19 protein-coding genes are annotated in these 21,075 nt (G+C 56.6%); 11 read left to right on the top strand and 8 right to left on the bottom strand.

The features are described from left to right. The first annotated feature begins 113 nt into the window (after positions 1 to 113). The 4 genes from ACUIAF_RS00570 to dcm all read left to right on the top strand — a co-directional run bounded on the left by ACUIAF_RS00570 (position 114) and on the right by dcm (position 5,311). Positions 114 to 1,304: an NAD(P) transhydrogenase subunit alpha gene (locus ACUIAF_RS00570; protein ID WP_445338704.1), complete on the top strand. Its 1,191-nt coding sequence runs from the start codon at positions 114 to 116 to the stop codon at positions 1,302 to 1,304. Beyond that, the gene (locus ACUIAF_RS00565; RefSeq protein WP_015022152.1) at positions 1,301 to 1,669 is read left to right on the top strand and encodes an NAD(P) transhydrogenase subunit alpha; all 369 of its coding nucleotides are present in this window, start codon (positions 1,301 to 1,303) and stop codon (positions 1,667 to 1,669) included. The genes ACUIAF_RS00570 and ACUIAF_RS00565 overlap by 4 nt, the downstream gene beginning before the upstream one ends. 47 nt (positions 1,670 to 1,716) lie before the next feature. Further along, entirely contained in the window at positions 1,717 to 3,075 is a 1,359-nt protein-coding gene (locus tag ACUIAF_RS00560; protein ID WP_445339201.1) for an NAD(P)(+) transhydrogenase (Re/Si-specific) subunit beta, read from the top strand. 967 nt (positions 3,076 to 4,042) lie between these two features. Next, the gene (gene dcm / locus ACUIAF_RS00555) at positions 4,043 to 5,311 is read left to right on the top strand and encodes a DNA (cytosine-5-)-methyltransferase (RefSeq protein WP_445338703.1); all 1,269 of its coding nucleotides are present in this window, start codon (positions 4,043 to 4,045) and stop codon (positions 5,309 to 5,311) included. On the opposite strand, the gene ACUIAF_RS00550 is transcribed toward dcm, so the two are convergent. After that, a complete protein-coding gene (locus ACUIAF_RS00550) occupies positions 5,280 to 6,662 on the bottom strand; it encodes a Sau3AI family type II restriction endonuclease (protein WP_445338702.1) in 1,383 nt (460 codons plus the stop codon). The genes dcm and ACUIAF_RS00550 overlap by 32 nt on opposite strands. A gap of 605 nt (positions 6,663 to 7,267) precedes the next feature. Between ACUIAF_RS00550 and ACUIAF_RS00545 the strand changes: the two genes are divergently transcribed. Next, complete coding sequence (locus tag ACUIAF_RS00545; protein WP_445338701.1) at positions 7,268 to 8,293, top strand: threonine aldolase family protein; 1,026 nt, start codon at positions 7,268 to 7,270, stop codon at positions 8,291 to 8,293. Positions 8,294 to 8,562: 269 nt separating this feature from the next. Next, the gene (locus tag ACUIAF_RS00540) at positions 8,563 to 9,612 is read left to right on the top strand and encodes an NAD(P)-dependent alcohol dehydrogenase (RefSeq protein WP_445338700.1); all 1,050 of its coding nucleotides are present in this window, start codon (positions 8,563 to 8,565) and stop codon (positions 9,610 to 9,612) included. 190 nt (positions 9,613 to 9,802) lie between these two features. On the opposite strand, the gene ACUIAF_RS00535 is transcribed toward ACUIAF_RS00540, so the two are convergent. Together ACUIAF_RS00535 and ACUIAF_RS00530 are read right to left on the bottom strand one after the other, a co-directional pair. Next, positions 9,803 to 10,708 (bottom strand): sensor histidine kinase, encoded by a 906-nt coding sequence (locus ACUIAF_RS00535; RefSeq protein ID WP_445338699.1) that lies wholly within the window; start codon positions 10,706 to 10,708, stop codon positions 9,803 to 9,805. A gap of 49 nt (positions 10,709 to 10,757) precedes the next feature. Continuing rightward, positions 10,758 to 11,450, bottom strand: a complete 693-nt coding sequence (locus ACUIAF_RS00530; RefSeq protein WP_015022157.1) for a response regulator transcription factor — start codon at positions 11,448 to 11,450, stop codon at positions 10,758 to 10,760. A gap of 157 nt (positions 11,451 to 11,607) precedes the next feature. Here ACUIAF_RS00530 and ACUIAF_RS00525 point away from each other — a divergent pair, with 157 nt between their 5' ends. The 4 genes from ACUIAF_RS00525 to ACUIAF_RS00510 all read left to right on the top strand — a co-directional run bounded on the left by ACUIAF_RS00525 (position 11,608) and on the right by ACUIAF_RS00510 (position 14,770). Next, positions 11,608 to 12,540, top strand: coding sequence for an ABC transporter ATP-binding protein (locus ACUIAF_RS00525; RefSeq protein WP_313841076.1), 933 nt, complete (start codon positions 11,608 to 11,610; stop codon positions 12,538 to 12,540). Next, positions 12,537 to 13,301, top strand: coding sequence for an ABC transporter permease (locus ACUIAF_RS00520; RefSeq protein ID WP_144086058.1), 765 nt, complete (start codon positions 12,537 to 12,539; stop codon positions 13,299 to 13,301). The genes ACUIAF_RS00525 and ACUIAF_RS00520 overlap by 4 nt, the downstream gene beginning before the upstream one ends. Positions 13,302 to 13,419: 118 nt before the next feature. Beyond that, positions 13,420 to 13,962, top strand: coding sequence for a hypothetical protein (locus ACUIAF_RS00515; protein ID WP_445338698.1), 543 nt, complete (start codon positions 13,420 to 13,422; stop codon positions 13,960 to 13,962). 31 nt (positions 13,963 to 13,993) lie between these two features. Then, entirely contained in the window at positions 13,994 to 14,770 is a 777-nt protein-coding gene (locus tag ACUIAF_RS00510; protein WP_445338697.1) for an ABC transporter permease, read from the top strand. A gap of 12 nt (positions 14,771 to 14,782) precedes the next feature. On the opposite strand, the gene ACUIAF_RS00505 is transcribed toward ACUIAF_RS00510, so the two are convergent. From ACUIAF_RS00505 to ACUIAF_RS00485, 5 genes are all read right to left on the bottom strand, one after another. Next, positions 14,783 to 15,955 (bottom strand): glycosyltransferase, encoded by a 1,173-nt coding sequence (locus tag ACUIAF_RS00505; protein ID WP_445338696.1) that lies wholly within the window; start codon positions 15,953 to 15,955, stop codon positions 14,783 to 14,785. A gap of 90 nt (positions 15,956 to 16,045) precedes the next feature. Next, positions 16,046 to 16,909 (bottom strand): MetQ/NlpA family ABC transporter substrate-binding protein, encoded by an 864-nt coding sequence (locus tag ACUIAF_RS00500; protein ID WP_445338695.1) that lies wholly within the window; start codon positions 16,907 to 16,909, stop codon positions 16,046 to 16,048. A gap of 33 nt (positions 16,910 to 16,942) precedes the next feature. Then, positions 16,943 to 17,824, bottom strand: a complete 882-nt coding sequence (locus tag ACUIAF_RS00495; RefSeq protein WP_445338694.1) for a MetQ/NlpA family ABC transporter substrate-binding protein — start codon at positions 17,822 to 17,824, stop codon at positions 16,943 to 16,945. Positions 17,825 to 17,849: 25 nt separating this feature from the next. After that, on the bottom strand, positions 17,850 to 18,530 hold the full coding sequence (locus tag ACUIAF_RS00490; RefSeq protein WP_015022164.1) for a methionine ABC transporter permease: 681 nt from the start codon (positions 18,528 to 18,530) through the stop codon (positions 17,850 to 17,852). Then, positions 18,527 to 19,579 (bottom strand): methionine ABC transporter ATP-binding protein, encoded by a 1,053-nt coding sequence (locus tag ACUIAF_RS00485; protein ID WP_445338692.1) that lies wholly within the window; start codon positions 19,577 to 19,579, stop codon positions 18,527 to 18,529. The genes ACUIAF_RS00490 and ACUIAF_RS00485 overlap by 4 nt, the downstream gene beginning before the upstream one ends. A 135-nt stretch (positions 19,580 to 19,714) precedes the next feature. Between ACUIAF_RS00485 and purT the strand changes: the two genes are divergently transcribed. After that, complete coding sequence (gene purT, locus ACUIAF_RS00480; protein ID WP_445338690.1) at positions 19,715 to 21,022, top strand: formate-dependent phosphoribosylglycinamide formyltransferase; 1,308 nt, start codon at positions 19,715 to 19,717, stop codon at positions 21,020 to 21,022. Positions 21,023 to 21,075 lie beyond the last annotated feature (53 nt).

Here is a 21,075-nt window from a genome sequence, read left to right as displayed (position 1 = left end):
ACCTATAAAACACATTTACATAACAGTTATGTTGACCTCCTAGTAGCAACAATCAGCCACTAGAATCATTGATGAAATTACTCACACACAGTTGTGCTTGGAAAAGGAAAGACATGAGTGGACCAGAACAACCTCACGTAACCTTCGGGGTCCTCAAGGAGACAGACAAGGAGGAGTCGCGCGTGGCTCTGACGCCTGACATCGTGACCCGGCTGACCAGGCAAGATATTACCTGCCTACTGGAGTCCGGGGCCGGGGCCCAAGCCGGCTTCCGGGATGAGGACTACCAGCAGACGGGAGCCATAATCACCGACAGGAACACCGTCCTATCCAAATCACAGGTCCTGGGTTTTGTCAACAGACCTGATAGCTCCTTGCTGAAGCGGATTCCAGCCGGAACATGGATCATCGGCATGCTGGGGTCTTTGAGCGACAGCGACTACATCAAGTCCTTGGAGGCGGCCGGGCTTACGGGAATCGCCATGGAGCGGCTCCCCCGACAGCTCAGCTCGGCCCAGTCCATGGATGAGATGACCTCGCAGAACTCGGTCATGGGATACAAGGCGGCTCTGGTGGCTGCCGATGCCTATGGATCCTTCTTCCCCATGATGACCACTGCGGCAGGGACCATCCGACCAGCCAAGGTTCTGGTCCTGGGCGCGGGGATTGCAGGCCTGCAGGCCATCGGGACCGCAAAACGCCTGGGAGCCGTGGTCACTGCCTATGACGTCAGGCCCGCTTCCAGGCAGGAGGTGGAATCCTTGGGAGCCAAGTTCCTCGACTTGGGGCTGGACTTCTCCAAGGGACAGGGCCAAGGCGGCTATGCACGGCAGCTGACCGACCAGGAACAGGCCCAGCAGCAGGCTGCGGTGGATGCCAAAGCGGCAGGCTTCGATGTGGTCATCACCACGGCCAAGGTTCCAGGCGGAAAACCTCCCCGCCTCCTGAGCGCCAAGGGTGTGGCCAATCTGCATCCCGGAGCCGTGATCGTAGACTGCGCTGCCAGCGACCTGGGCGGCAATGTCGAGGGTTCACAGGTAGGGACCAGGACCACCGACAAGGGTGTCATCATGATCGGGGCACCATACCTGGCCAGCGGCGTAGCCACGACGGCCTCCAACCTGCTGTCCAGAAATGTGGCGGACGTGCTGGTGCACTTCCTTCGCGATGGCGCGCTCAGTATCAAGGCGGATGACGAGATTGACCAAGCACTGATTGTAACTGGAGCAGCCGAATCCGGCACACATGGAAGCGCGGATGTTCCAGATGCCGAAGAGACCGGGGAGAAAGGTCAAGAGCAATGAATTCTTTGGTCATAGCAATTACGCTTTTCATTCTGGCCCTGCTGATTGGCGTAGAGGTGATTGGCAAGGTTCCGGCCACGCTTCACACACCGCTCATGTCGGGTGCCAACTCCATTCATGGCATTGTGATCGTCGGGGTGGTCATCATCGCGGCGGAAGCTCACTCCCCGCTTTCCTACGTACTTATATTCCTGGCTGCCGTCCTTGGCGCCATGAACGTGGTGGGCGGCTACGTGGTGACCGATAGGATGCTGGAAATGTTCAAGTCCTCAAAACCCGACAAGGGGAAGGATAAGGCCAGCCAGGACGAACAGGCTTCGTCCGTCACGACTCAGACCGCTAAGAACGAGGGAGCCGACAAGTGAATACCCTCGACATCATCACCTGGTTCGTCTACCTCCTTTCCTCGGTCATGTTCGTCATGGGCCTGCATTACATGAATTCCCCCAAGACGGCCCGTACAGGCAATCGGATTTCAGCCGCAGGCATGGTCATCGCCGTGGCCATGGCCTTCATCCACCTGTTCGCCACCGGTTTCACCTCTTCCCTGGCCATCGTTCTGCTCGTGCTCGGCATTCTGATCGGATCCGCAGCAGGAGTCTACTCGGCCAAGAAGGTGAAAATGACGGACATGCCTCAGCTGGTTTCCGTCTTCAACACGGTCGGCGGCGGCGCTGCAGCCCTGGTCGCTCTGAACGACATACTGACTTCTGAGGGCGCCCCGACTCTGGTGGTGCTGATCACCGCCGGCCTGGGCGTGGTCATCGGTTCCATCACCTTCACCGGCTCCCTGATAGCTGCCGGCAAGCTCCAGGGCATCAGCCTGATCAAAAACCTGAAGCTGCCGGCCAAGGCTGTATGGAATGTGCTTTTCGCTTTATTGACGGTCCTTTGCCTGGTCATGCTCTGCCTGAATCCTGTCAATCGGACCCTATGGGCCATCCTCACAGCCATCTTCGCCCTAGGCTACGGACTGGTCTTCGTCATCCCCATCGGCGGTGCCGACATGCCAGTGGTCATCTCTGTTTTGAACGCCTGCACCGGCACAGCTGTAGCCATGAACGGCCTGGCCATTGACAATGTGGCTCTGATCGTGGCAGGCGCTTTGGTCGGCGCAGCAGGTGCCACCCTATCCGTCCTGATGGCCCAGGCCATGAACAGGCCGCTCCTGAGCGTTCTGGCTGGAGGGTTCGGCGGTTCCTCTGTCAGCGCCAGCCAGGATCAGGGTGCCCAGGGGACCATGAAGGAGACCACGCCCGACGACGTGGCCGTCCAGCTGGTCTATGCCGACAAAGTCATCTTCGTCCCCGGCTTTGGTCTGGCTCAGGCCCAGGCCCAGCGCGAACTGGCCGACCTGGGCGAGCTGCTCAAGGGCCGTGGCGTGGATGTATCCTATGCTATTCACCCTGTGGCCGGCCGTATGCCCGGACATATGAACGTCCTCCTGGCCGAGGCCAACGTTCCCTATGAGGAATTGATCGACCTTGATGATATCAATCCCCAGTTCCCCTCAGCCAACGTCGCTTTGGTAGTGGGCGCCAATGACGTGACCAACCCGGCTGCACGCCGGCCGGGGACCGCAGTCTCCGGCATGCCCATCCTGGATGTTGACAAGGCGCAGCATGTAGTCGTCCTTAAGCGAGGTCGCGGCAAGGGCTATGCAGGCATCGAAAATGAGCTCTATTCCAACCCTAATACGCAGATGCTCTTCAACGACGCCAAAGCCAGCCTTCAGGCGATCATCGCATCCGTCAAGGAGCTCATCGCCTGAGCATCTGATGGGCGACCCGTCGCATATGCTGTAGTGAGAACCATGGCTCCTGATCGGCTTGGCTGGTCCGGAGCCTATTGTCATCGAGCAAGATGGACCTACATGCTAATTTTTACATTCCAAATTGCCTATAGATGCTTTGCCGCCAAATTAGAGAATAGTACATAAAATTTCTGAAACGACAGCTCAGCTTGTAACTGGATAGATCTTGATTTCAGCGAAAGCGCTACAATCACAAGTCGCATACAAATCCCAGGTAATACGTAGCTTGCCCAGCGCAAATCTATGCTAGCTTGGGCTAACTTGCGATACATATCTGGTAAATTCTCAAAGAGTTTTCCAATTAAGAAAACTCAAGTATCGCAAATCGACGTATGTTCACACTCCATATGTATTGGACCTCGCACTCGATTATTGAAAGCGGTTAAGCCCGTGGTTTTCATATCTAACGTAGGATGATATTTAAAGTCACCGAACTGCACTATTTGACATTTAAGCATGTTGATTATCCTCATACGGTCTGATTTAAATTTAAAGAGTATTGCTCCCAGACTTTGCGATACTTGCATAAAACAGTTACTTTGAAATGTAACGATAGGCTGGGACCGTTCGCGATGGTGAGCAGTAAGATGTATCTGCACAGATACATCCAAAGAAGGCAAGGAAACCGGATTTTTAGTAGGCGACATGAGAAGACCGTTGGGCTCAGTGCAGCCCACGCAGCTATTCAGAACAATCGGCAACATATATGGTCAGGCCGCAATGTTGACGATAGCTGTTGACTAGCAGCAAAATATGAACATTTTGTCAACCTTTATCGGGAAAACCTCATACCCATTTTCGTCTCAACTTAGTCTTTATCGAACAGACGTTCGACGCTCCCGAGAACCGCTACAGGTTGATCAAATCGACAAATCCCCGTATCATTGGTGTGTCAGAGTTTCCTCGAAAGTAAGTTGGTGCGTCTATGTCCATCAGGGTGGTCGAACTGTTCGCAGGTGTGGGCGGATTTCGTCTAGGCCTGGATGGTTACAACAATCCTGAACATCCCGAATTCAACATGGAAGCCGCCGGTCCCTTCCAGACCGTATGGGCCAACCAGTGGGAGCCCAACGGAAGCGAAGCCAAACAATTTGCATGGCGCTGCTACGAGGATCGTTTTGGAACTGGATCCTGCGTTAACGAAGATATAGCTGAAGTACTCAGGAAATTCGACAAGGGAGAAGCCAATATTCCACAGTTCGACATGCTTGTCGGCGGCTTCCCATGCCAGGATTACAGCGTGGCTAAGCCACTCTCTCAATCTTCGGGTATCGAGGGCAAAAAAGGCGTCCTCTGGTGGAGCATAAATACACTTTTAGAGAAACGTAGACCACGTCTTGTGTTGCTCGAGAACGTAGATAGGCTGTTGAAATCACCATCTACCCAGCGTGGACGAGATTTTGCCATCATTCTTTCCTGCTTGTCCCGACTTGGTTACTCGGTCGAATGGAGAGTGATAAATGCTGCAGATTATGGGATGCCTCAACGGAGGAGGAGGGTCTACATCTTCGCAGAACTCACCCGGAGTACATGGGACCTCTCGACTCGTCTGCACAGCAGCGGAATCATGGCGGAAGCCTTTCCGGCAGAGCCTTCCGGGAAAAAAGATTCAGGTACATTTCGTATCAACGATGACCCCTATGACGTAACCAAACGATTCGGCATCAATTCGAAGACTTCGCTCTTCCGGACTGCAGGCGTAATGCAAGGCGGTGTCGTATTCAGCGAACGGGTAGAAGCCGTGTATGCTGGCCAAAAAACTGTCTTAGGAGACATCCTTGTACCTGCGCAAGATGTTCCACCGCAGTTCTGGATTGACGAAGGCTCCCTATCGAAATGGTCATATTTGAAGGGCGCAAAAAAGGAAAAGCGGGAGGCGAAGTCAGGTTTTGAATACACTTACGCCGAAGGGCCCGTCACCTTTCCAGATTCTTTGGACAAACCCAGCCGGACCATTCTGACAGGTGAAGGCGGTAAGGGGGCCAGTCGCATGAAGCATGTTGTCGAGCAGGACGGCAGGCTCAGAAGGCTGGTACCAGATGAACTCGACCAGCTGCAAATGTTCCCACGGGGCTGGACAGATGACGGCATGAGCGACGGGCACAGGGCCTTCTGTATGGGCAATGCTCTTGTCACTGGAATCCCCCACAGGATTGGCAAAGTCATTGCAGGTCGTCTAATGCCTGGTCGATGATTTGCTGAACATATTTGTTCGTAATCCAGAACGATTTCTTTGTCTCCCTAGTTCCCTGTGGGGTAAGACAGGTCTCACCTTTCGTGGCGTGAGGGCGCACGTGTATATGCGAACCCTTACCATCCAAACCCTTGATGCCAGGAAAGTGATCATAATCATTGGATAGGATGTGCTGTTTCGTTGTCATGTAGACTCGCTGAGCTTCAGCTAAGTCCTCGTCCGTTGGCGTCCACCACACCAACTGCGACAAAACCAGGGGTCCGTGCTCCTCACACTGCCTGAAGACGACAAACAGGTAGGGAGCGGTCATGTATCCGTATAGTTTGCTGTCCTCCCAATCAGTGCAGGCTACTTTCTTATAGTCCATTGCAGGAAATGAAAGTGACTCTTTGACACGTCCTGTGTGGCTCCGCCTGATTGTGCGCACCATGATACCGGCCTTGTCGAATTCCTCTATGCTCTTATCAGTACCTATACCGAGGATTTTCTTTGTTATTATCGCGTAATAGCTCTTAGCACGCTCACTTGCGGAGATTTGCAGGATGGATTTCAGCTCTTTCTTCGTTTTTCCCATGTAAGGGTGGAATCTCGCCTTCACCAACTGGTGAAGGGTCAGATTCTCCTCGTCCTTTTCCCTCTTGATTGGAGCGTACTTATTCTTTTGGAGGAGCTGATTGATGACCGTGGTCATATAGGATGATTTCAGCGCCCACCTTCTTGGCTTGGCGCACCGGTCCGATTTGGGTTGCGGATATTTTTTCCCGTGACCGGAACCGGTAGTTGCAGCTTCAAGGTAAACGGTGTCACGGCCGCTTACCTTATCTGCGTCCCCATTCCTCACTTTTGCGAGAACCGTATTCCAGTCCGCCAGCATCTGAGGCTTATCTCGTTCCGGCACACCCCACATGGTGGCCAGTCTGAATCTCATATCCAAAACGCTGTCGCTACCTGGGTCATAGTCGTAGGCCAGAAGGAGAATCTTCGCCATCTTATCCATAAGATGGCTCTTCTTGAAATCCTCGTTGAGAATCGTCATCCAGTTAATGTTAGTTATAGCAAGTCGTTCCTTGGCACAAGGCTTGTTGTGGGCATCGTATCTCAAACCTGTAGTCTTGAGCTCAACACCGACTTTTGGAAAATCGGGACCTTGAACATTGTTGTTTTTAATGCGAAAGTAGTACTCTTCGACAGTCTCGCCCATGGCCCCCTTGCCTCCGCTACCCTTGGGTGTGGCATCCGGGGGCAAATCCAAAGCTTCTCTCAATGTTTTATTTACAATACGCTTGGCATACTCTTCAATGCTGCTGACATTACTGTCATCATATGGTACTTGTCCCTGCTTCTCTGCCATGTGTCAAAAGTATACTTACTTCAGTAACGCACTATCCTGGTGGTAAAGGAACTGGCAGACGGGTTTATGTAATATTATGCCCGTTTCTATCAGATACCACTTGGTAAAGAGTAGACGTGTAACTTCTGTCTCCGGTAGCAATGTCTTCTTCATGACTGCTCTAGATGGTCAGCATGTACCTTGCCTATTTTTCTCCCTGTTATGAATACAACCCTCTCTGATATTTGTACGTATTTCCTAACTTATTGGATTTACTCCCTCTAGCACGAAAAGGACGGGAGAAGCCCGACTAACAGTAAGAGCCGGGTGCTCACAGTTGCTACCGTCATAATTACTGTTTAGGTCTTCATCATTGGCGACTTTTCTTCAACTGAACGAGAAGTGGAGACAACGAGCAAAATTCAATCATCAATACTTGGATTTGCCCCAGTTTGGATCAAATCTTCGCTGCATTTGACCTCATCTTCGCAACCTTACGCACCAACCTCTCTGATTACGCGCCAATGCTCCGAACCAGCATGAAAGAAGAGCTCATACAGGGAGTTGGAATTCAATTTACGTGTACCATAAGGCATACACGGGTACGGTCCTCAGAAAGGGTATTTATGCTGTCATTCGTCAACGACTATTCCGAGGGTGCCCACCCCGAAGTCTTGCAACGGCTGATTGATACCAACATGGAGCACCTTCCCGGCTATGGCAAGGATCGGTACTGCCTCTCCGCCGCTCAGAAGATCGCCTACGCCTGTGGCTGCCCGCAAGCGCAGGTCTATTTCCTGGCTGGTGGGACCCAGACCAACCAGGTCGTCACCTCCTGCCTGCTGAAGTCCTACCAGGGAGTGGTCGCTGCGGACACGGGCCACGTCAACGTCCACGAGGCCGGCGCCATAGAAGCCATAGGTCATAAGGTCCTGACCATCCCAGGAGAACAGGGCAAGATTCGTGCAGATGATCTCAATACCTTCCTGGATTGCTTCTACGCCGACGGAAACCATGAACAGATGGTCTTCCCAGGTATGGTCTACATTTCCCACCCCACCGAGTATGGAACCCTCTACACCCGTCAGGAGCTGGAAGACCTCTCACAAATCTGTCGGGAATACAAGATTCCGCTCTACCTGGACGGGGCCAGGTTGGGATACGGACTGGTCGCGCCTGGAACCGACGTCGACCTGACGGACATAGCCCGTCTCTGCGACGTCTTCTACATCGGCGGTACCAAGGTGGGCGCACTCTGTGGCGAAGCGGTGGTCTTCCCCAAGGGGAATGCCCCCGAGCATTTCAGCACCATGATCAAAAGAAGGGGAGCCCTCCTGGCCAAGGGAAGGCTCCTGGGGGTACAGTTCGATGCCCTCTTTACCGACGACCTCTACTCACGAATCAGCCGCAACGCCATCCAGACAGCAGCGATGATCAAAAAGGCCCTGCGGGAGAAAGGGTATCAGATTGTCATGGACTCCCCCACCAATCAGACCTTCGTCCGCCTGGACAATGAGCGTATGGAGGAACTGTCCAGGCAGGTCGCCTTCGACTTCTGGGAACGCAGCGATGCCGCCCACACGGTAATCCGACTGGCAACCTCCTGGGCGACAACCGTCGAGGACACCCAGGCTCTGATCAATCTGCTGTAAAAGCCACTCAAGCTAAACCCCGGCAAACCAAGGTCATCCTGCCAACTCTCCCCTGCTGATCATCCTTTGGGGAGGGGTATTCGTATGTATATACATATACTTTTCATCCGCCCTCTGAACACGACCAGTCCCACAGTGTTGGACATATCACACTCGTTCGGGTGAGTACATGATTATCTTTGGTTAAGATTTTTATTGCACCGATGCTGATGCAGATACCCCCGCCCTGAGCATAAGGGCAGAAATGCTTCAACGATGAAAGGAAACTTATGAAAGCCGTTGTTTTCGAAGAATTCAACACCTTCCCCACCCTCAAGGAAGTGCCGGAGCCGACTCCCGGGAGCGGCGAGGTTCTCCTCAAGGTGGCTGGTGCAGGTTGCTGCCATTCCGACGTCTCCGTCTTCCAGGACTACACCCCCGAAACCGGCAGCCACACCAAGCCGCCCTTCATTCTGGGGCATGAGACCACTGGTTGGGTCGAAGAGGTAGGACCCGATGTCACGGGCTTCAAGAAGGGCGATGCCTACATCGTCTATGGACCCACCGGATGCGGCCACTGCCCTCACTGCGTGGCCGGCCAGGAGAACTACTGCTCCAGCGCCGCAACCAATAAATCACTGGCCCTGGGTCTGGGTCGTGACGGCGGCATGGCAGAATACATGACCGTCCCAGCCCGCAACCTGGTGCCCCTGGGCGATGCGGATCCTATCGGCGCAGCACCCCTGGCTGATGCGGCCCTGACTCCCTACCACGCCATCCGGGCTGCCATGCCCCACCTGAACGGCGGCGGCAAGTACGCTCTGGTCATCGGCCTGGGCGGACTGGGCCAGATCGCCATTCAGATTCTTCACGCCCTGACCGGTGCCACCGTAATCGCCACCGACACCAAGCCGGAGGCTCTGGCCAAGGCTGAGGCCAAGGGTGCCATCCCTGTGGCCAGCGACGAGCACCAGGTGGAGAACATCAGGAAGATCACCCATGGCGAGGGCGTGGACGCCGCCTTCGATTTTGTGGGTGTGGCCCCGACCATTGCTGCCGCACAGGCTTCGGGCGGCCCGGGATCCCGGGTGACCGTGGTCGGCATCGCCGGCGGCAAGGCGGAATACGACTGGTACTCCAAGCCCTGGGAGCAGGAGCTGCTTGGTGTTTACTGGGGTTCCATCCCTGAGCTCTACGATGTGGCCAACATGTATCGCAACGGCCAGATCGAGACCGAGATCGAAACCTACTCGCTGGATAATGCCCTGGATGCCTACCACAAGCTGGTCGACAACAAGCTCTCGGCCAGGGCTGTTATAGTGCCCCACACCAAGGCCTGATTTCCCCTGATTGTAGACGGAGAAGCAGCTCATCTGTCGGCCGGATTTAAGCACAATCAGATTTAGGTGCTGTTAGATTCATGTGCTGACCCCATTCTCCGCCTACATGCGCTGATGGCCGGTCACGGTCTTGTCGTGAAGACCGTGACCGGCCACAGCATCTTACCAAGCTCCCTCAAGCCTACGTTATTTACAGCTCCTTCGATTGCGGAGCATCACTCAGCAGCAAGTGGACCAAGAAAATACCGTTGGTGGATTCCAGCCGCATGGAGCCGCCCAGTGAATCCACCAAGGAGTCAACAATACTGAGACCCAGGCCTGTGCTTCTGATCTTGGTCCGTGATTGGTCATCGGTCTGGAACCGTTTCATGAGCCTGTCCACATCGACTGCTTCGCCCGTAGTTTTGTTGCCGAAGTCCAAATGAATTCGTCCATCTTCACTCTTGTGCAGGTCCACCCAGGCTGATTCCTCCGCATACTTGAGCCAGTTGCCAATCAGGTTCTGAATTATTCGACTCATCATGATCTGATCCGTCGTAATTTCCACACCAGTTTGAATTCTGGGCTCCACCGTGACGGACCGCGCGGTCAGAGAATCGAAGGCATTGAAGAGCTCCTGCTGAACCAATGCCGATAGGTTCACCCTGGTCAGATCCAGGCTCACGCTCTTCTCCTGTATCAGATTGAAATCCATCAGGTAATGCAGATAGTGATCCACCGATTGCAGGTTGTTGAGGATCTTACCCAATTGCTCCTGATCAGCCGATCCCTCCTTGAGCAGCTGGGCGTATCCCCTGGCCACGGTCAGCGGGGTCTTGATGTCATGGGTTAGGTTGGTCAGCATCTGCCGGACTTGCTTGTTCTGCTCAGCCTGGGTGATCTGCAGCCGCCTGGTCTTGTTCAGAACGGCATTGATCCTATCCGCCAGAGTGCGGATGAGCCCGATATTGGACCCAGTGGTTACCAAGGCGTTAGTGTCGGCATGGTTGATGAAGTCCAGATCGTCACTGATCCGTTTGAGGTCGACAATCAGCATTATCAGGCCAATCGCCAGGGCGAGGGCGACAAGACCCAAAACAAGTGCGGCCACCTTCACGGATTCACCTCCGACGACCCTTATTCATCGTTCTTTCTTCCATCCGAATTCAGACCAGGCGAACGCCGATGCCCCAGACCGACACGATGTAGCGCTGACTGCCGGCGTATCTGTTCAGACTGGTCCGCAAGGTGCTCAGGTGCACATTGAGAGTATTCTCGGCATTGATGTATGGCTGGTTCCAAACCTGCCTGTAGAGGTCCTCCTTCTCGAAGACCCGATGTGGATGGTCCATCAGAAGCTCAAGGATGGCGAATTCCTTGCGTGCCAGTTCGACCCTGTGCCCATCAACGCTGACCGTGTGCTCCATCCGGTCCAGCTCGATCCCCTGAAAACAAATCTTGGCGTCGGATTCACCTGCTGCATCCGCATCGGCTTTCAGTGCCCCGGATTGGCGCAGCTGGACCTGGACACGAGCGCGGAGCTCGTCAATGTCGAAAGGCTTGGTCACATAATCATTGGCGCCCTGCTCCAGGAGGCTGACGGTTCTGGTCTTATCCTGAATGGCCGTGAGAATGATGACCGGTACCGACGACATATGCCGAATGGCCTTGAGGACGCTGTCCCCGGTGACTACAGGGAGCATCAGATCCAGAAGGATCAGGTCGGGTTCCTCCTGCTGAAAGCGGGCCAAGGCCTGGGCGCCCGTCGTCGCCTGGATAATCCTGTAGGTCTCGCCCAGCACATCCTTGAGCAGGGACTGGATGTCCTCCTGATCCTCCACGACCAGAATCGTCGGCATACTGTCTTCCTTTCGCAGGTCACTCTCATGTTACTGAAGCCACCTAACGAGGCCGGTCTCGCCCAAGCGGATTTATGCAATTCTTAATGATTTCTTAGCCATGCAATTAAGAAAGGCACTTTAGATTCTCTGATAGCGACATAGAGAAAGGAACCCCATGGACGATACCATTCTGGATATTAGCCATGCCAGCAAACGGTTCGGACGCTTTCAGGCACTGGACGATGTCAGCCTTTCCATAAACAAGGGCGAGGTCTACGGGCTGATTGGTGAGAACGGCGCCGGCAAAACCACTCTTATGCGTCTGATCACCGGGCTCTCCCCCATCCAGGAGGGAACCATAAGGCTGATGGGGCACACAATTGGCAAGGACAGCCGGATACTAAGCAGAATAGGCTCGATCATTGAGGCTCCGGCCGCCTTTAAAAAACTCACCGTCAGCCAGAACATGGAACTGACAGCCATCCAGCACGGGCTGACCGACGACAAGGCCATCGCTCAGACCATCGACTTCGTCGGCCTGAACGAAAAGGCCAAGACTCGTGCCGGTCACCTCTCTCTGGGCCAGCGTCAGCGCCTGGGGTTGGCCATGGCCATCCTCACCCGACCCGATTTCCTGATTCTGGACGAACCCATCAACGGCCTGGACCCGGGAGGAATCATGGAATTCAGAACACTCCTGGACAGGCTCAACAAGGAACGCCGGACGACCATCCTCATCTCCAGTCACATTCTGAGCGAACTCTACCTGGTCTCCTCCCGGTTCGGGTTCATCAGCCACGGTCGCCTGATCAAGGAAGTAAACAAGGATGAACTGGACCGGATCAATCAAAATGGACTGTTGATAGACGTGGACCAGAGCTCCAGGGCCGCCATGATCCTGGATCGCCGGGGAATCGGCCCCTTCCAAGTCCTTGACGACCATCAGATTCTGATCAGGCAGGAGAACCTGGAGCCGGGCCCCATCAACAGACTTCTGGTTCAGGAAGGCATCCTGGTCAATCAAATCAGCCAGCAGAAGGGATCGTTGGAGGAATATTTCACAGATCTGCTCAACAAGGATTCTCAAGAGTCGAGGAAGCAACAATGATTAACCAGATCAGGGCCGACTTTTACAGGCAGCGGAGATCCATCGGCATGCTGATTCTGCTCATTGCCACTATGGCACTCGGCATAGTGACCACATGGCGCAAAACCCCTATGGGACCCACCATCGGGGGCGAAGAACTGTTGGCAATCGGACGCCCAGGTTGGACAGTCAGAACAGGCCTGCAATCGGGTGTCGCCTCCGCCTCGTCTCTAATGTACTTTTACATCGCGGTCTTCGTCATCGTCATTGGTGCGGAATACAGCCAGCACACTCTGAAGAACACGCTGACATCGGGCATCTCGCGCATACAGTTCATCCTCGGCAAGTACGCGACTATCCTGATCGACATCATCCTCCTAACCCTGTGCTACTTCATCACCATCCTGATCACCGGACTGGCCCTAGGAAGGAAACCGGGTGTAGGCTGGGGCATCCTATGCAAGGATGTGGCCGTCATGACCCTATCGGTCAGCTTCTGCATCTCCGTCATCATCAGCCTGGGCATTATCCTCTTGATCCTTACCAAATCCCTGGTCATCCCAGCGGTGGTGATCGTGATATGGCCCATGCTGATCTCCCTTGTGGAGTATGCCTTTAAATTGAACTGGCTGAAATACTTCGACTTCGACGGGTTCGGCGAACAGATCGCCCTGAACACTCTGAAGGCCGATCAGGCCTGGATCTACGCCGGAGTATCCGCAGGCGTGGTCCTGGTGGCCATCTTCGGATCGGCTCTGATCATATCCAAGCAGGAGATCTAAGCCAGGTCAGGCCTATACCCGGCCCGGCTCCTGACCGCTGACGGCCTGCACGGCCATATGGGCAAAGGCCCTGACAGAGGCATCCAGGGGTAATCTTCCTTGGCGTAGTCGCGTTCTGATGGAATCCAATCGAGACCGGCATGCTGTCCAGCTGCCGGGCGGCCTCCACCTTCAGTCGGCGTTCCATGGGCCCTGTGCCTGCTATGGTCAGACGGATCCTGCGTCTGTTCCTGCACAAGGCCAGGGCGCGGATCAGGGTCAGATGGTCCTTTTCCCGGGCCAGCCTGCCAGAAGCCACGACTGGAATCGGCTGGACAGGCTCAGCAAAGAGCGCCGGACGACCATCCTCATCTCCAGTCACATTCTGAGCGAACTCTACCTGGTCTCCTCCCGGTCCGGGTTCATCAGCCACGGTCGCCTGATCAAGGAAGTAAACAAGGATGAACTGTTGATAGACGTGGACCAGAGCTCCAGGGCCGCTATGATCCTGGATCGCCGGGGAAACGGCCCCTTCCAAGTCCTTGACGACCATCAGATTCTGATCAGGCAGGAGAACCTGGAGCCGGGCCCCATCAACAGACTTCTGGTTCAGGAAGGCATCCTGGTCAATCAAATCAGCCAGCAGAAGGGATCGTTGGAGGAATATTCCCGAATCTGCTGAACAAAAACCCTCAAGAGCATAGGAGGAAACAATGATTAACCAGATCAGGGCCGACTTTTACAGGCAGCGACGTTCCATCGGCATGCTGATTCTGCTCATTGCCACTATGGCACTCGGCATAGTGACCACATGGCGCAAGAGCACTATGGGAATCACCACCGGAGGCGAAGAATACGCTCATAAACTGTCGGAAATCGAAGGGCAAAGCTGGACCATTAGGACAGGCCTGCAAGCAGGTGTCGCCTCCGCCTCGTCTCTAATCTACTTTTACATCGCGGTCTTCGTCATTGTCATTGGTGCGGAATACAGCCAGCACACTCTGAAGAACACGCTGACATCGGGCATCTCGCGCATACAGTTCATCCTGGGCAAGTATGTGACCATCCTGACTGACATCATCCTTTTGACCCTGTGCTACTTCGTAGCTATTCTGCTGACCGGACTGGCCCTAGGAAGGAAGCCTGGAGCCGGTTGGGGCATCCTATGCAAGGATGTGGCCGTCATGACCCTATTGGTCAGCTTCTGCATCTCCGTCATCATCAGCCTGGGCATTATCCTCTTGATCCTTACCAAATCCCTGGTCATCCCAGCGGTGGTGATCGTGATATGGCCCATGCTGATCGGCCTCGTGGAGTTGACTGCGAAATGGCAATGGCTGAAATACCTCGACTTCGTCGGGTTCGGCGAACAGATCATCCTTAACACTCTGAAGGCTGATCAGGCCTGGATCTACGCCGGAGTATCCGCAGGCGTGGTCCTGGTGGCCATCTTCGGATCGGCTCTGATCATATCCAAGCAGGAGATCTAAGCCAGGTCAGGCCTATACCCGGCCCGGCTCCTGATCGCTGACGGCCTGCACGGCCATATGGGCAAAGGCGCTGACGGAGGCGTCCAGTGAGTAATGTTCCTTGGTATGTTCGGCATAGCGACTGGACCAGACTGAAAGGGCATGAGGATGGTCTACCCACCAGTCGATTTGCGAAGCTAGCGCCTGAGCCTTACCGACCGGGAAGAGCGAATGCTGCGTCAAGGCGAAATGACCGGCGGCGCTCAGGCTGGATCGGGCGATAACCGGGACTGCGCCGCAGGCCATCCCCTCCAGGACGCTGACCGATTCCAGATCCGCTATTGATGGGTGAACCAGCAGGTCGGCCTGCCTGAGCAGATCGGGCATGGTCGCGTTCTGATGGAATCCAATAGAGACCTGCATGCCGTCCAGTTGCCGGGCGGCTTCTGCCTTCAGTCGGCGCTCCATGGGTCCTGTGCCAGCTATGGTCAGACGGATCCTGCGTCTGTTCCTGCACAGGGCCAAGGCACGGATCAAAGTCAGATGGTCCTTTTCCCGGGCCAGCCTGCCAGAGGCCACAACCTGGATCAGCCGACCGGATCGCTGCCGTTCGTATCGGTCCCGCTCATATCGGTCACCAGGGTTGAACCTGGACTGGTACCCGTTGGATATGACGTGCAGGCAGGCCTTGTACCCATGCGAGCGCAGCAGGTCGGCCGTCAGCTGGGTGGGAACGTGGATGTGCCTGACATGGTCGTAGAGCCAGAACCGAAACAGCCTGTAAATGGCCGCGTCCACCCCGGGCAGGTAGCGCAATGGGCCAGAGGAATAGGTGATGTTCTCAGGCTGAATGTGAAAGCCGGCGGTCACCGGTATGCCCATGGATCTAGCTTGGGACAGGGCGGCGCGGCCGAAGGCGAAAGGTTCGTAAATATGAACCAGATCCACACCGGCAAAGGCTCTTCGGAAGAGATTCGGATCAGCACGAGCGAAGCTCATCTGCTGCCTGGCCGCCACTGCGGAGACCAATGGAATTCGATGCACCCGTGCCGGATAGTCGGTCGACCCCACACCCACCAGACGGACCCGGTGCCCCAACGCCTCCAGACCTTGGGCGTATTGGATGGCGGAATTGGATGTCCCGTTGCCCCTGTTGCCAAAAGAGTCCAGGACCAGGGCCAGCGTCAGGCGATCATGATCCTTCATCAGCGTTCCCTCCGCTGTTCATCATTAGCAGCCTTGGGCCGGACCAAGACAGGGCGACGACCCGATTGCACCCACTAATCGCAGTCACTATTAGTAGGAGAAGGCCGGGACGGCTGCCCCACGGTAGTAGCGGTTGATGGCGTCAGCCACATATCGGCTGTGGTAGGCGGAGACCAGAGCCTTGTATGCAGGGACGTTTTTGTCGGCCTGCCTGGCCACGATGATGTTGACATAGGGGTGATTGGCTGGCGATTTGAGATCGCCGGGCACCTGGTAAATCGCATCCTGGATCTTCATGCCGGCATCCAGGATGAAATTGGTGTTGGTGATGCCGGCCGCATAGTCGGGCAGGACCTTGACGATTCCCGGTGGGTCGACCTGGTCCAGGACCAGCCCACGCGGGTTGTCGACAATGTCTTCAGGAACCGGCGTGGTGGCCTTGGGGTCTCGCAGCCCGATCAGTCCGGCGCTGGCAAGCACTTTCAGGGACCGGCCCAGGTCGATGGGATCACTGGGAATGGCCAGCCGCTCGCCATGCCCTATCTGGTCGACGCTCCGGTACTTCTTTGAGTAAAGGTTGAGCGGTGAAATGTAGGTGTCGCCGATGGCGGCAAACCGATACCCGTGCTGCTTGGACTCCTGCTCCAGAAAGGCGTAGTGCTGAAAGGCATTCAGGTCGATCTCCCCATTGGCCAGCGCCTGATTGGCGTAACGCCCGTATTGGAAGGACCGAAGCTTGATTTTTATGCCTGCCCGGCGCTGGTCCAGTTCGTGCTGAACGGCCTTCCAGATTTCCTCATCGGCATCACCCACCAGGCCGATGCTGATCTCCCGCTGGCCACGTTCGGGCTGGTTGACCTTGACATAGGCCACGCCCATCAGGACGGCGACCACCAGGATGACGACCGAGACAGCCGCCAGCTCTCGCTTGGCCCTGGTTCTTCTGGTGCTCATATCCGTCCTCCTTCATTTGTTGAACCTATCGCATCAGGAAACCTTGAAGGCCGGCAGACAGGCGCCCTTGTAGACACGGACGATGGTGTCGGCCACGGGCTTGGAATGATAGGCGCGCACCACCGCGGCATAGGTGGGGTTATCCCGCTGATCCTTGGTGGTGACGATGATGTTGATGTAAGGCTTGTTGGCCGGGTTCTGCAGATCGTAGGGAACCTCATGGATGGCATCGTGCACGCTGCGACCTGCGTCAACCACGAAGTTGGCATTGGTGACCCCTCCCGCATAGTCGGGCAGCAGGTTGAGGATGCCGGCCGGATCCACCTGCTCGATGTGCAGATGCCTGGGGTTATCCACCACATCCTCGGGCAGCGGATTGGTGGCCTTGGGGTCGCGCAGACCAATCAGCTTGGCATCGGCCAGGACCTTCAGTGCCCGGCCCATGTTGGTGGCATTGTTGGGGATGGCCACCCGGTCGCCGTCCTGGAACTGCGAGGGCTTGGCATAGCGCTGCGAGTAGAGGTTCATGGGCGAGATATAGGTATTGCCAAGCACTGCCAGCTGATAGTGGTTGGTTTTCACATCGTCCTGCAGGTAGGCGTAATGCTGGGCGGCGTTGAAGTCCACCTCGCGGTTGGCTGTGGCCTGGTTGACATAGATGGCGTCCTGGAAAGGCTTGAGTTCGATTCTGATGTGTTCGCCACGCCGATCCAGCTCCGCCTGGACAGCCTTCCAGATCTGATCGTCCGAACTGCCGATGACGCCGACCCTGACGACCTTGACATCGGCACCTACCTGGTTCAGACGGACATCGGTACCTACCACCAGCGCCAGCAGGAGGACGATGACCAGGCTGAGCGCCGCCAGCTGGACCTTGGCTCTGTTCTTTTTGCCAACGCGACTACGACCGACCACGATAATCTGACCTTTCCCGGATTGCTCAGTGTTCGACGACCTCGGCCAGAAGCCGGCCGAACAGTTCGATCAGGGCGATGAAGATAACCAGCACAATGATGGTGGCGATGGTCACGTCGTTCATGGACCGCTGGTAGCCCAGACGGATGGCGAAATCACCCAGGCCACCGCCGCCAACGATGCCCACTGTGGCGGTCTCGCCCACCAGGCTGACGATGGTGATGGTGGTCACCCGGATGATTGAGGGGATGCCCTCACGCAGGTAGACGTGCCAGATGATCTGCCAGGTGGTCATGCCCATGGATTCCGCCGCCTCGACATACCCGGGGTCCAGACCGGCAAGGGCCGACTCGATCTGTCGGGAGAAGAAGGGGGTGATGCCTACAACCAGCGGGAAAATCGCCCCCTTGGGCCCGATGGCCGTACCCATGAGCATCCTGGTCACCGGCACCAGGGCCGCCGCCAGAATGATGAAGGGGATGGAGCGGAAGAGGTCGATCAGTTTGTCCAGGATGGTGAAGACCAGGCCGTTGTGACGGATGCCGTCACGTCGGCTGATGATCAGCCCCACCCCGATGATCAGAGCGAACAGGAAGGAGATCACCCCGGAGACACCGACCATGACCAGGGTCTGAACCATGCTGCTGAAGAACTCAGGCAGTCGGCTCATGACGTTGGGGAACCAGGTGGTAAGCAGGGACGTCATGACTTGAGAACCTCGATTCCGATGTTGCGCGAGCGCAGGTATTCCATGGCCTGACGGATGTTTTCGGGGTCGCCGCCCATCCTGACCACCAGTCCGCCCAGGGGTGCCCCCTCCACAACATCGATGTCACCGAAGATGATGTTGACATCCAGGTTGTAGCGACGGCTGATGGTGGAGACCAAGGCCTCGGAGACCTCCTTGGATACATAGGACATGCGCATGAGAATCTGCCCGGGTTCGAGGGCCACCAGAGGCGAATCGGCGGCCATCAGATCCCTGACCTTGTCCAGGTTGGAGGTGGTGGCCACGAAGGATTTGGTCAGCCGGGCCTTGGGGTCCGCAAAGACGTCGAAGACCCTGCCCTGCTCCACGATGACGCCCTTATCGATGACCGCCACGCGGTTGCAGATCTGCCTGATGACCGACATCTCGTGGGTGATCATGACCACGGTGATACCCAGCTGGTCATGCAGATCACGCAGCAGCTGAAGAATGGAGCGCGTGGTGGTCGGATCCAGTGCGCTGGTGGCCTCGTCGCTGAGCAGGATATCCGGCTCGTTGGCCAGGGCTCGGGCGATGGCCACCCGCTGCTGTTGGCCGCCGGAGAGCTCAGCGGGATAATGGTCGGCCAGCTCGGTCAGTCCCACCAATTCCAGAAGCTCGGACACCCGGGCCCGTCGAGATGCACGGTCGCGGCCGCTCCCCCGCAGAGGAAGGCCCACATTATCGGCCACCGTCCTGGAGGGCATCAGGTTGAAGTGCTGGAAGATCATGCCCGTACGACGCCTCAAGTCCCTCAACTCGGCCGGAGCCAGATCCTTGACCTCGAGGCCGCGGACCTTGACGCTGCCCGAGTCATAATCCTCCAGCCCGTTGATGCAGCGGACCAGGGTGGACTTGCCCGCTCCGCTCAGGCCAATAATGCCAAAAATATCCCCAGTCTCGACGGTCAGATCAATGTCGGCCAGGGCCGTCTTGTCTTCGTCATCGTCGCTGTGATAGGTCTTGGTCAGGTGCTCCATCCGCACCGCCGGTGTCCGCTCGCTCACGTTCCCGCCTTCCCTGGTCGACTGCCTGACATGGTAATCGTCCCGGCGGCCAGCGGACAAGCAAGCCTCTATAGGTGTCGGTTATAGGCATGTATCGATGACCCATCTTCTTGGTCGACGGGTCGGTGGCAGAATATGGGTATGAGCGCATCCGGTCAGCAACGGATTATCAACATCATCAATCCAGGGGAGCGACCGTTCGGCTCTCCTCTGGGGCCAAGACCCACACGAGTCCTTCTCCTAGGCGCCGGCGAACTTGGACGCGAGATCACCATCAGCCTGATGCGGCTGGGTGCCTGGGTGGGTGCGGCGGACTCATATTCCGGCGCGCCGGCCACCCAGGTGGCCCATGCCGGCTACCAGGTGAAGATGAGTGACCCACAGGCTCTTGAGGAGCTGATCGACAAGGTCCAGCCCGATTTGATCGTGCCTGAAGTGGAGGCCATTGCCACCGACCGCCTGGTCGGTGCCGCGACCCGGGGCATCCAGGTGGTGCCTGCCGCCCCCCTGGCGGCCATGTGCATGGACCGCAGGGCCCTACGAGTCTTCGCCCACGAGCAGGTGGGCCTGCCCACCACCCCCTACCGATTCGCCGACTCCCCCGAAGAGCTGGCCAGCGCGGCGAATCAGGTGGGCTACCCATGCATGGTCAAACCACTGATGAGCTCCTCCGGCCACGGACAGACCTTGGTACGCAGTAAAGAGGGCTTGTTACAAGCCTGGAATTCGGCACTGACCCAGGGCCGTGCAGCCACCAAGCACCAAGGTAAGGCCGAGGTCATTGTGGAGGCCCTGGCCCCCCTGTCCCATGAGCTGACCGTACTGACCGTGGCTTCCTCTGCGGGCGTGGCCACCTGCACGCCCATCGGCCAGCGGCAGGAGGACGGGGACTACCGGCTCTCCTGGCAACCGGCGGAGCTCAATCCCGACATCCTGCAGCAGGCCCGGAACATGGCCACCCGGCTGGTCCAGGCCATGACCTCCCTGGCCCACCAGAGTGGCGAGACCGGTTGGGGTATTTACGGAGTGGAGATCTTCGTCCTGCGCGACGGCTCACTGCTCTTCAACGAAGTGGCCCCGCGCCCCCATGACACCGGCATGGTGACCATGATCTCCCAACGGCTGACTGAGTTCGACCTTCACGCCCGAGCCATCCTGGGCATTCCCGTCCATCAAGAGGATCTGGCCCTGAGCCTGCCGGAGGGCACATGCGCGGTCAGCCGTCCCATCCTGGTCCAAGGCCAAGGACCGGTCAGTTTCCAGGGTTTGCCGCAGGCCCTGGACCACCCAGGTACTGATCTGCGTATCTTCTCCAAGCCCGAAGTGCATGGTCAGCGTCGCATGGGCGTAGTCCTGGCCCTGGGTCCTGACCTGCAGACCGCCACCGGGCGTGCCGAAGCCGTGGCCAGCGATCTGAAACCCCGGGTGGGCGCGGGGATGTAACCCCGGCTTGCTATGGTGGTCGTGTCCCAAGCAGTGCAGAAGTTTCCAATTCG

This window comes from Bifidobacterium sp. ESL0822, from assembly GCF_052606675.1.
Note: the sequence above shows the minus strand (reverse complement) of the source record. Positions and strands in the feature narration are given on the sequence as shown.

Excerpts from the sequence above, each read along its gene's own strand:
- ACUIAF_RS00540 (WP_445338700.1), top strand. The coding sequence starts at position 8,563 with ATGAAAGCCGTTGTTTTCGAAGAATTCAACACCTTCCCCACCCTCAAG.
- ACUIAF_RS00560 (WP_445339201.1), top strand. The coding sequence starts at position 1,717 with ATGTTCGTCATGGGCCTGCATTACATGAATTCCCCCAAGACGGCCCGT.
- ACUIAF_RS00520 (WP_144086058.1), top strand. The coding sequence starts at position 12,537 with ATGATTAACCAGATCAGGGCCGACTTTTACAGGCAGCGGAGATCCATC.
- ACUIAF_RS00505 (WP_445338696.1), bottom strand. The coding sequence starts at position 15,955 with ATGAAGGATCATGATCGCCTGACGCTGGCCCTGGTCCTGGACTCTTTT.
- ACUIAF_RS00570 (WP_445338704.1), top strand. The coding sequence starts at position 114 with ATGAGTGGACCAGAACAACCTCACGTAACCTTCGGGGTCCTCAAGGAG.
- ACUIAF_RS00545 (WP_445338701.1), top strand. The coding sequence starts at position 7,268 with ATGCTGTCATTCGTCAACGACTATTCCGAGGGTGCCCACCCCGAAGTC.
- ACUIAF_RS00565 (WP_015022152.1), top strand. The coding sequence starts at position 1,301 with ATGAATTCTTTGGTCATAGCAATTACGCTTTTCATTCTGGCCCTGCTG.
- dcm (WP_445338703.1), top strand. The coding sequence starts at position 4,043 with ATGTCCATCAGGGTGGTCGAACTGTTCGCAGGTGTGGGCGGATTTCGT.
- ACUIAF_RS00525 (WP_313841076.1), top strand. The coding sequence starts at position 11,608 with ATGGACGATACCATTCTGGATATTAGCCATGCCAGCAAACGGTTCGGA.
- purT (WP_445338690.1), top strand. The coding sequence starts at position 19,715 with ATGGGTATGAGCGCATCCGGTCAGCAACGGATTATCAACATCATCAAT.
- ACUIAF_RS00530 (WP_015022157.1), bottom strand. The coding sequence starts at position 11,450 with ATGCCGACGATTCTGGTCGTGGAGGATCAGGAGGACATCCAGTCCCTG.
- ACUIAF_RS00515 (WP_445338698.1), top strand. The coding sequence starts at position 13,420 with ATGGAATCCAATCGAGACCGGCATGCTGTCCAGCTGCCGGGCGGCCTC.
- ACUIAF_RS00500 (WP_445338695.1), bottom strand. The coding sequence starts at position 16,909 with ATGAGCACCAGAAGAACCAGGGCCAAGCGAGAGCTGGCGGCTGTCTCG.
- ACUIAF_RS00510 (WP_445338697.1), top strand. The coding sequence starts at position 13,994 with ATGATTAACCAGATCAGGGCCGACTTTTACAGGCAGCGACGTTCCATC.
- ACUIAF_RS00550 (WP_445338702.1), bottom strand. The coding sequence starts at position 6,662 with ATGGCAGAGAAGCAGGGACAAGTACCATATGATGACAGTAATGTCAGC.
- ACUIAF_RS00490 (WP_015022164.1), bottom strand. The coding sequence starts at position 18,530 with ATGACGTCCCTGCTTACCACCTGGTTCCCCAACGTCATGAGCCGACTG.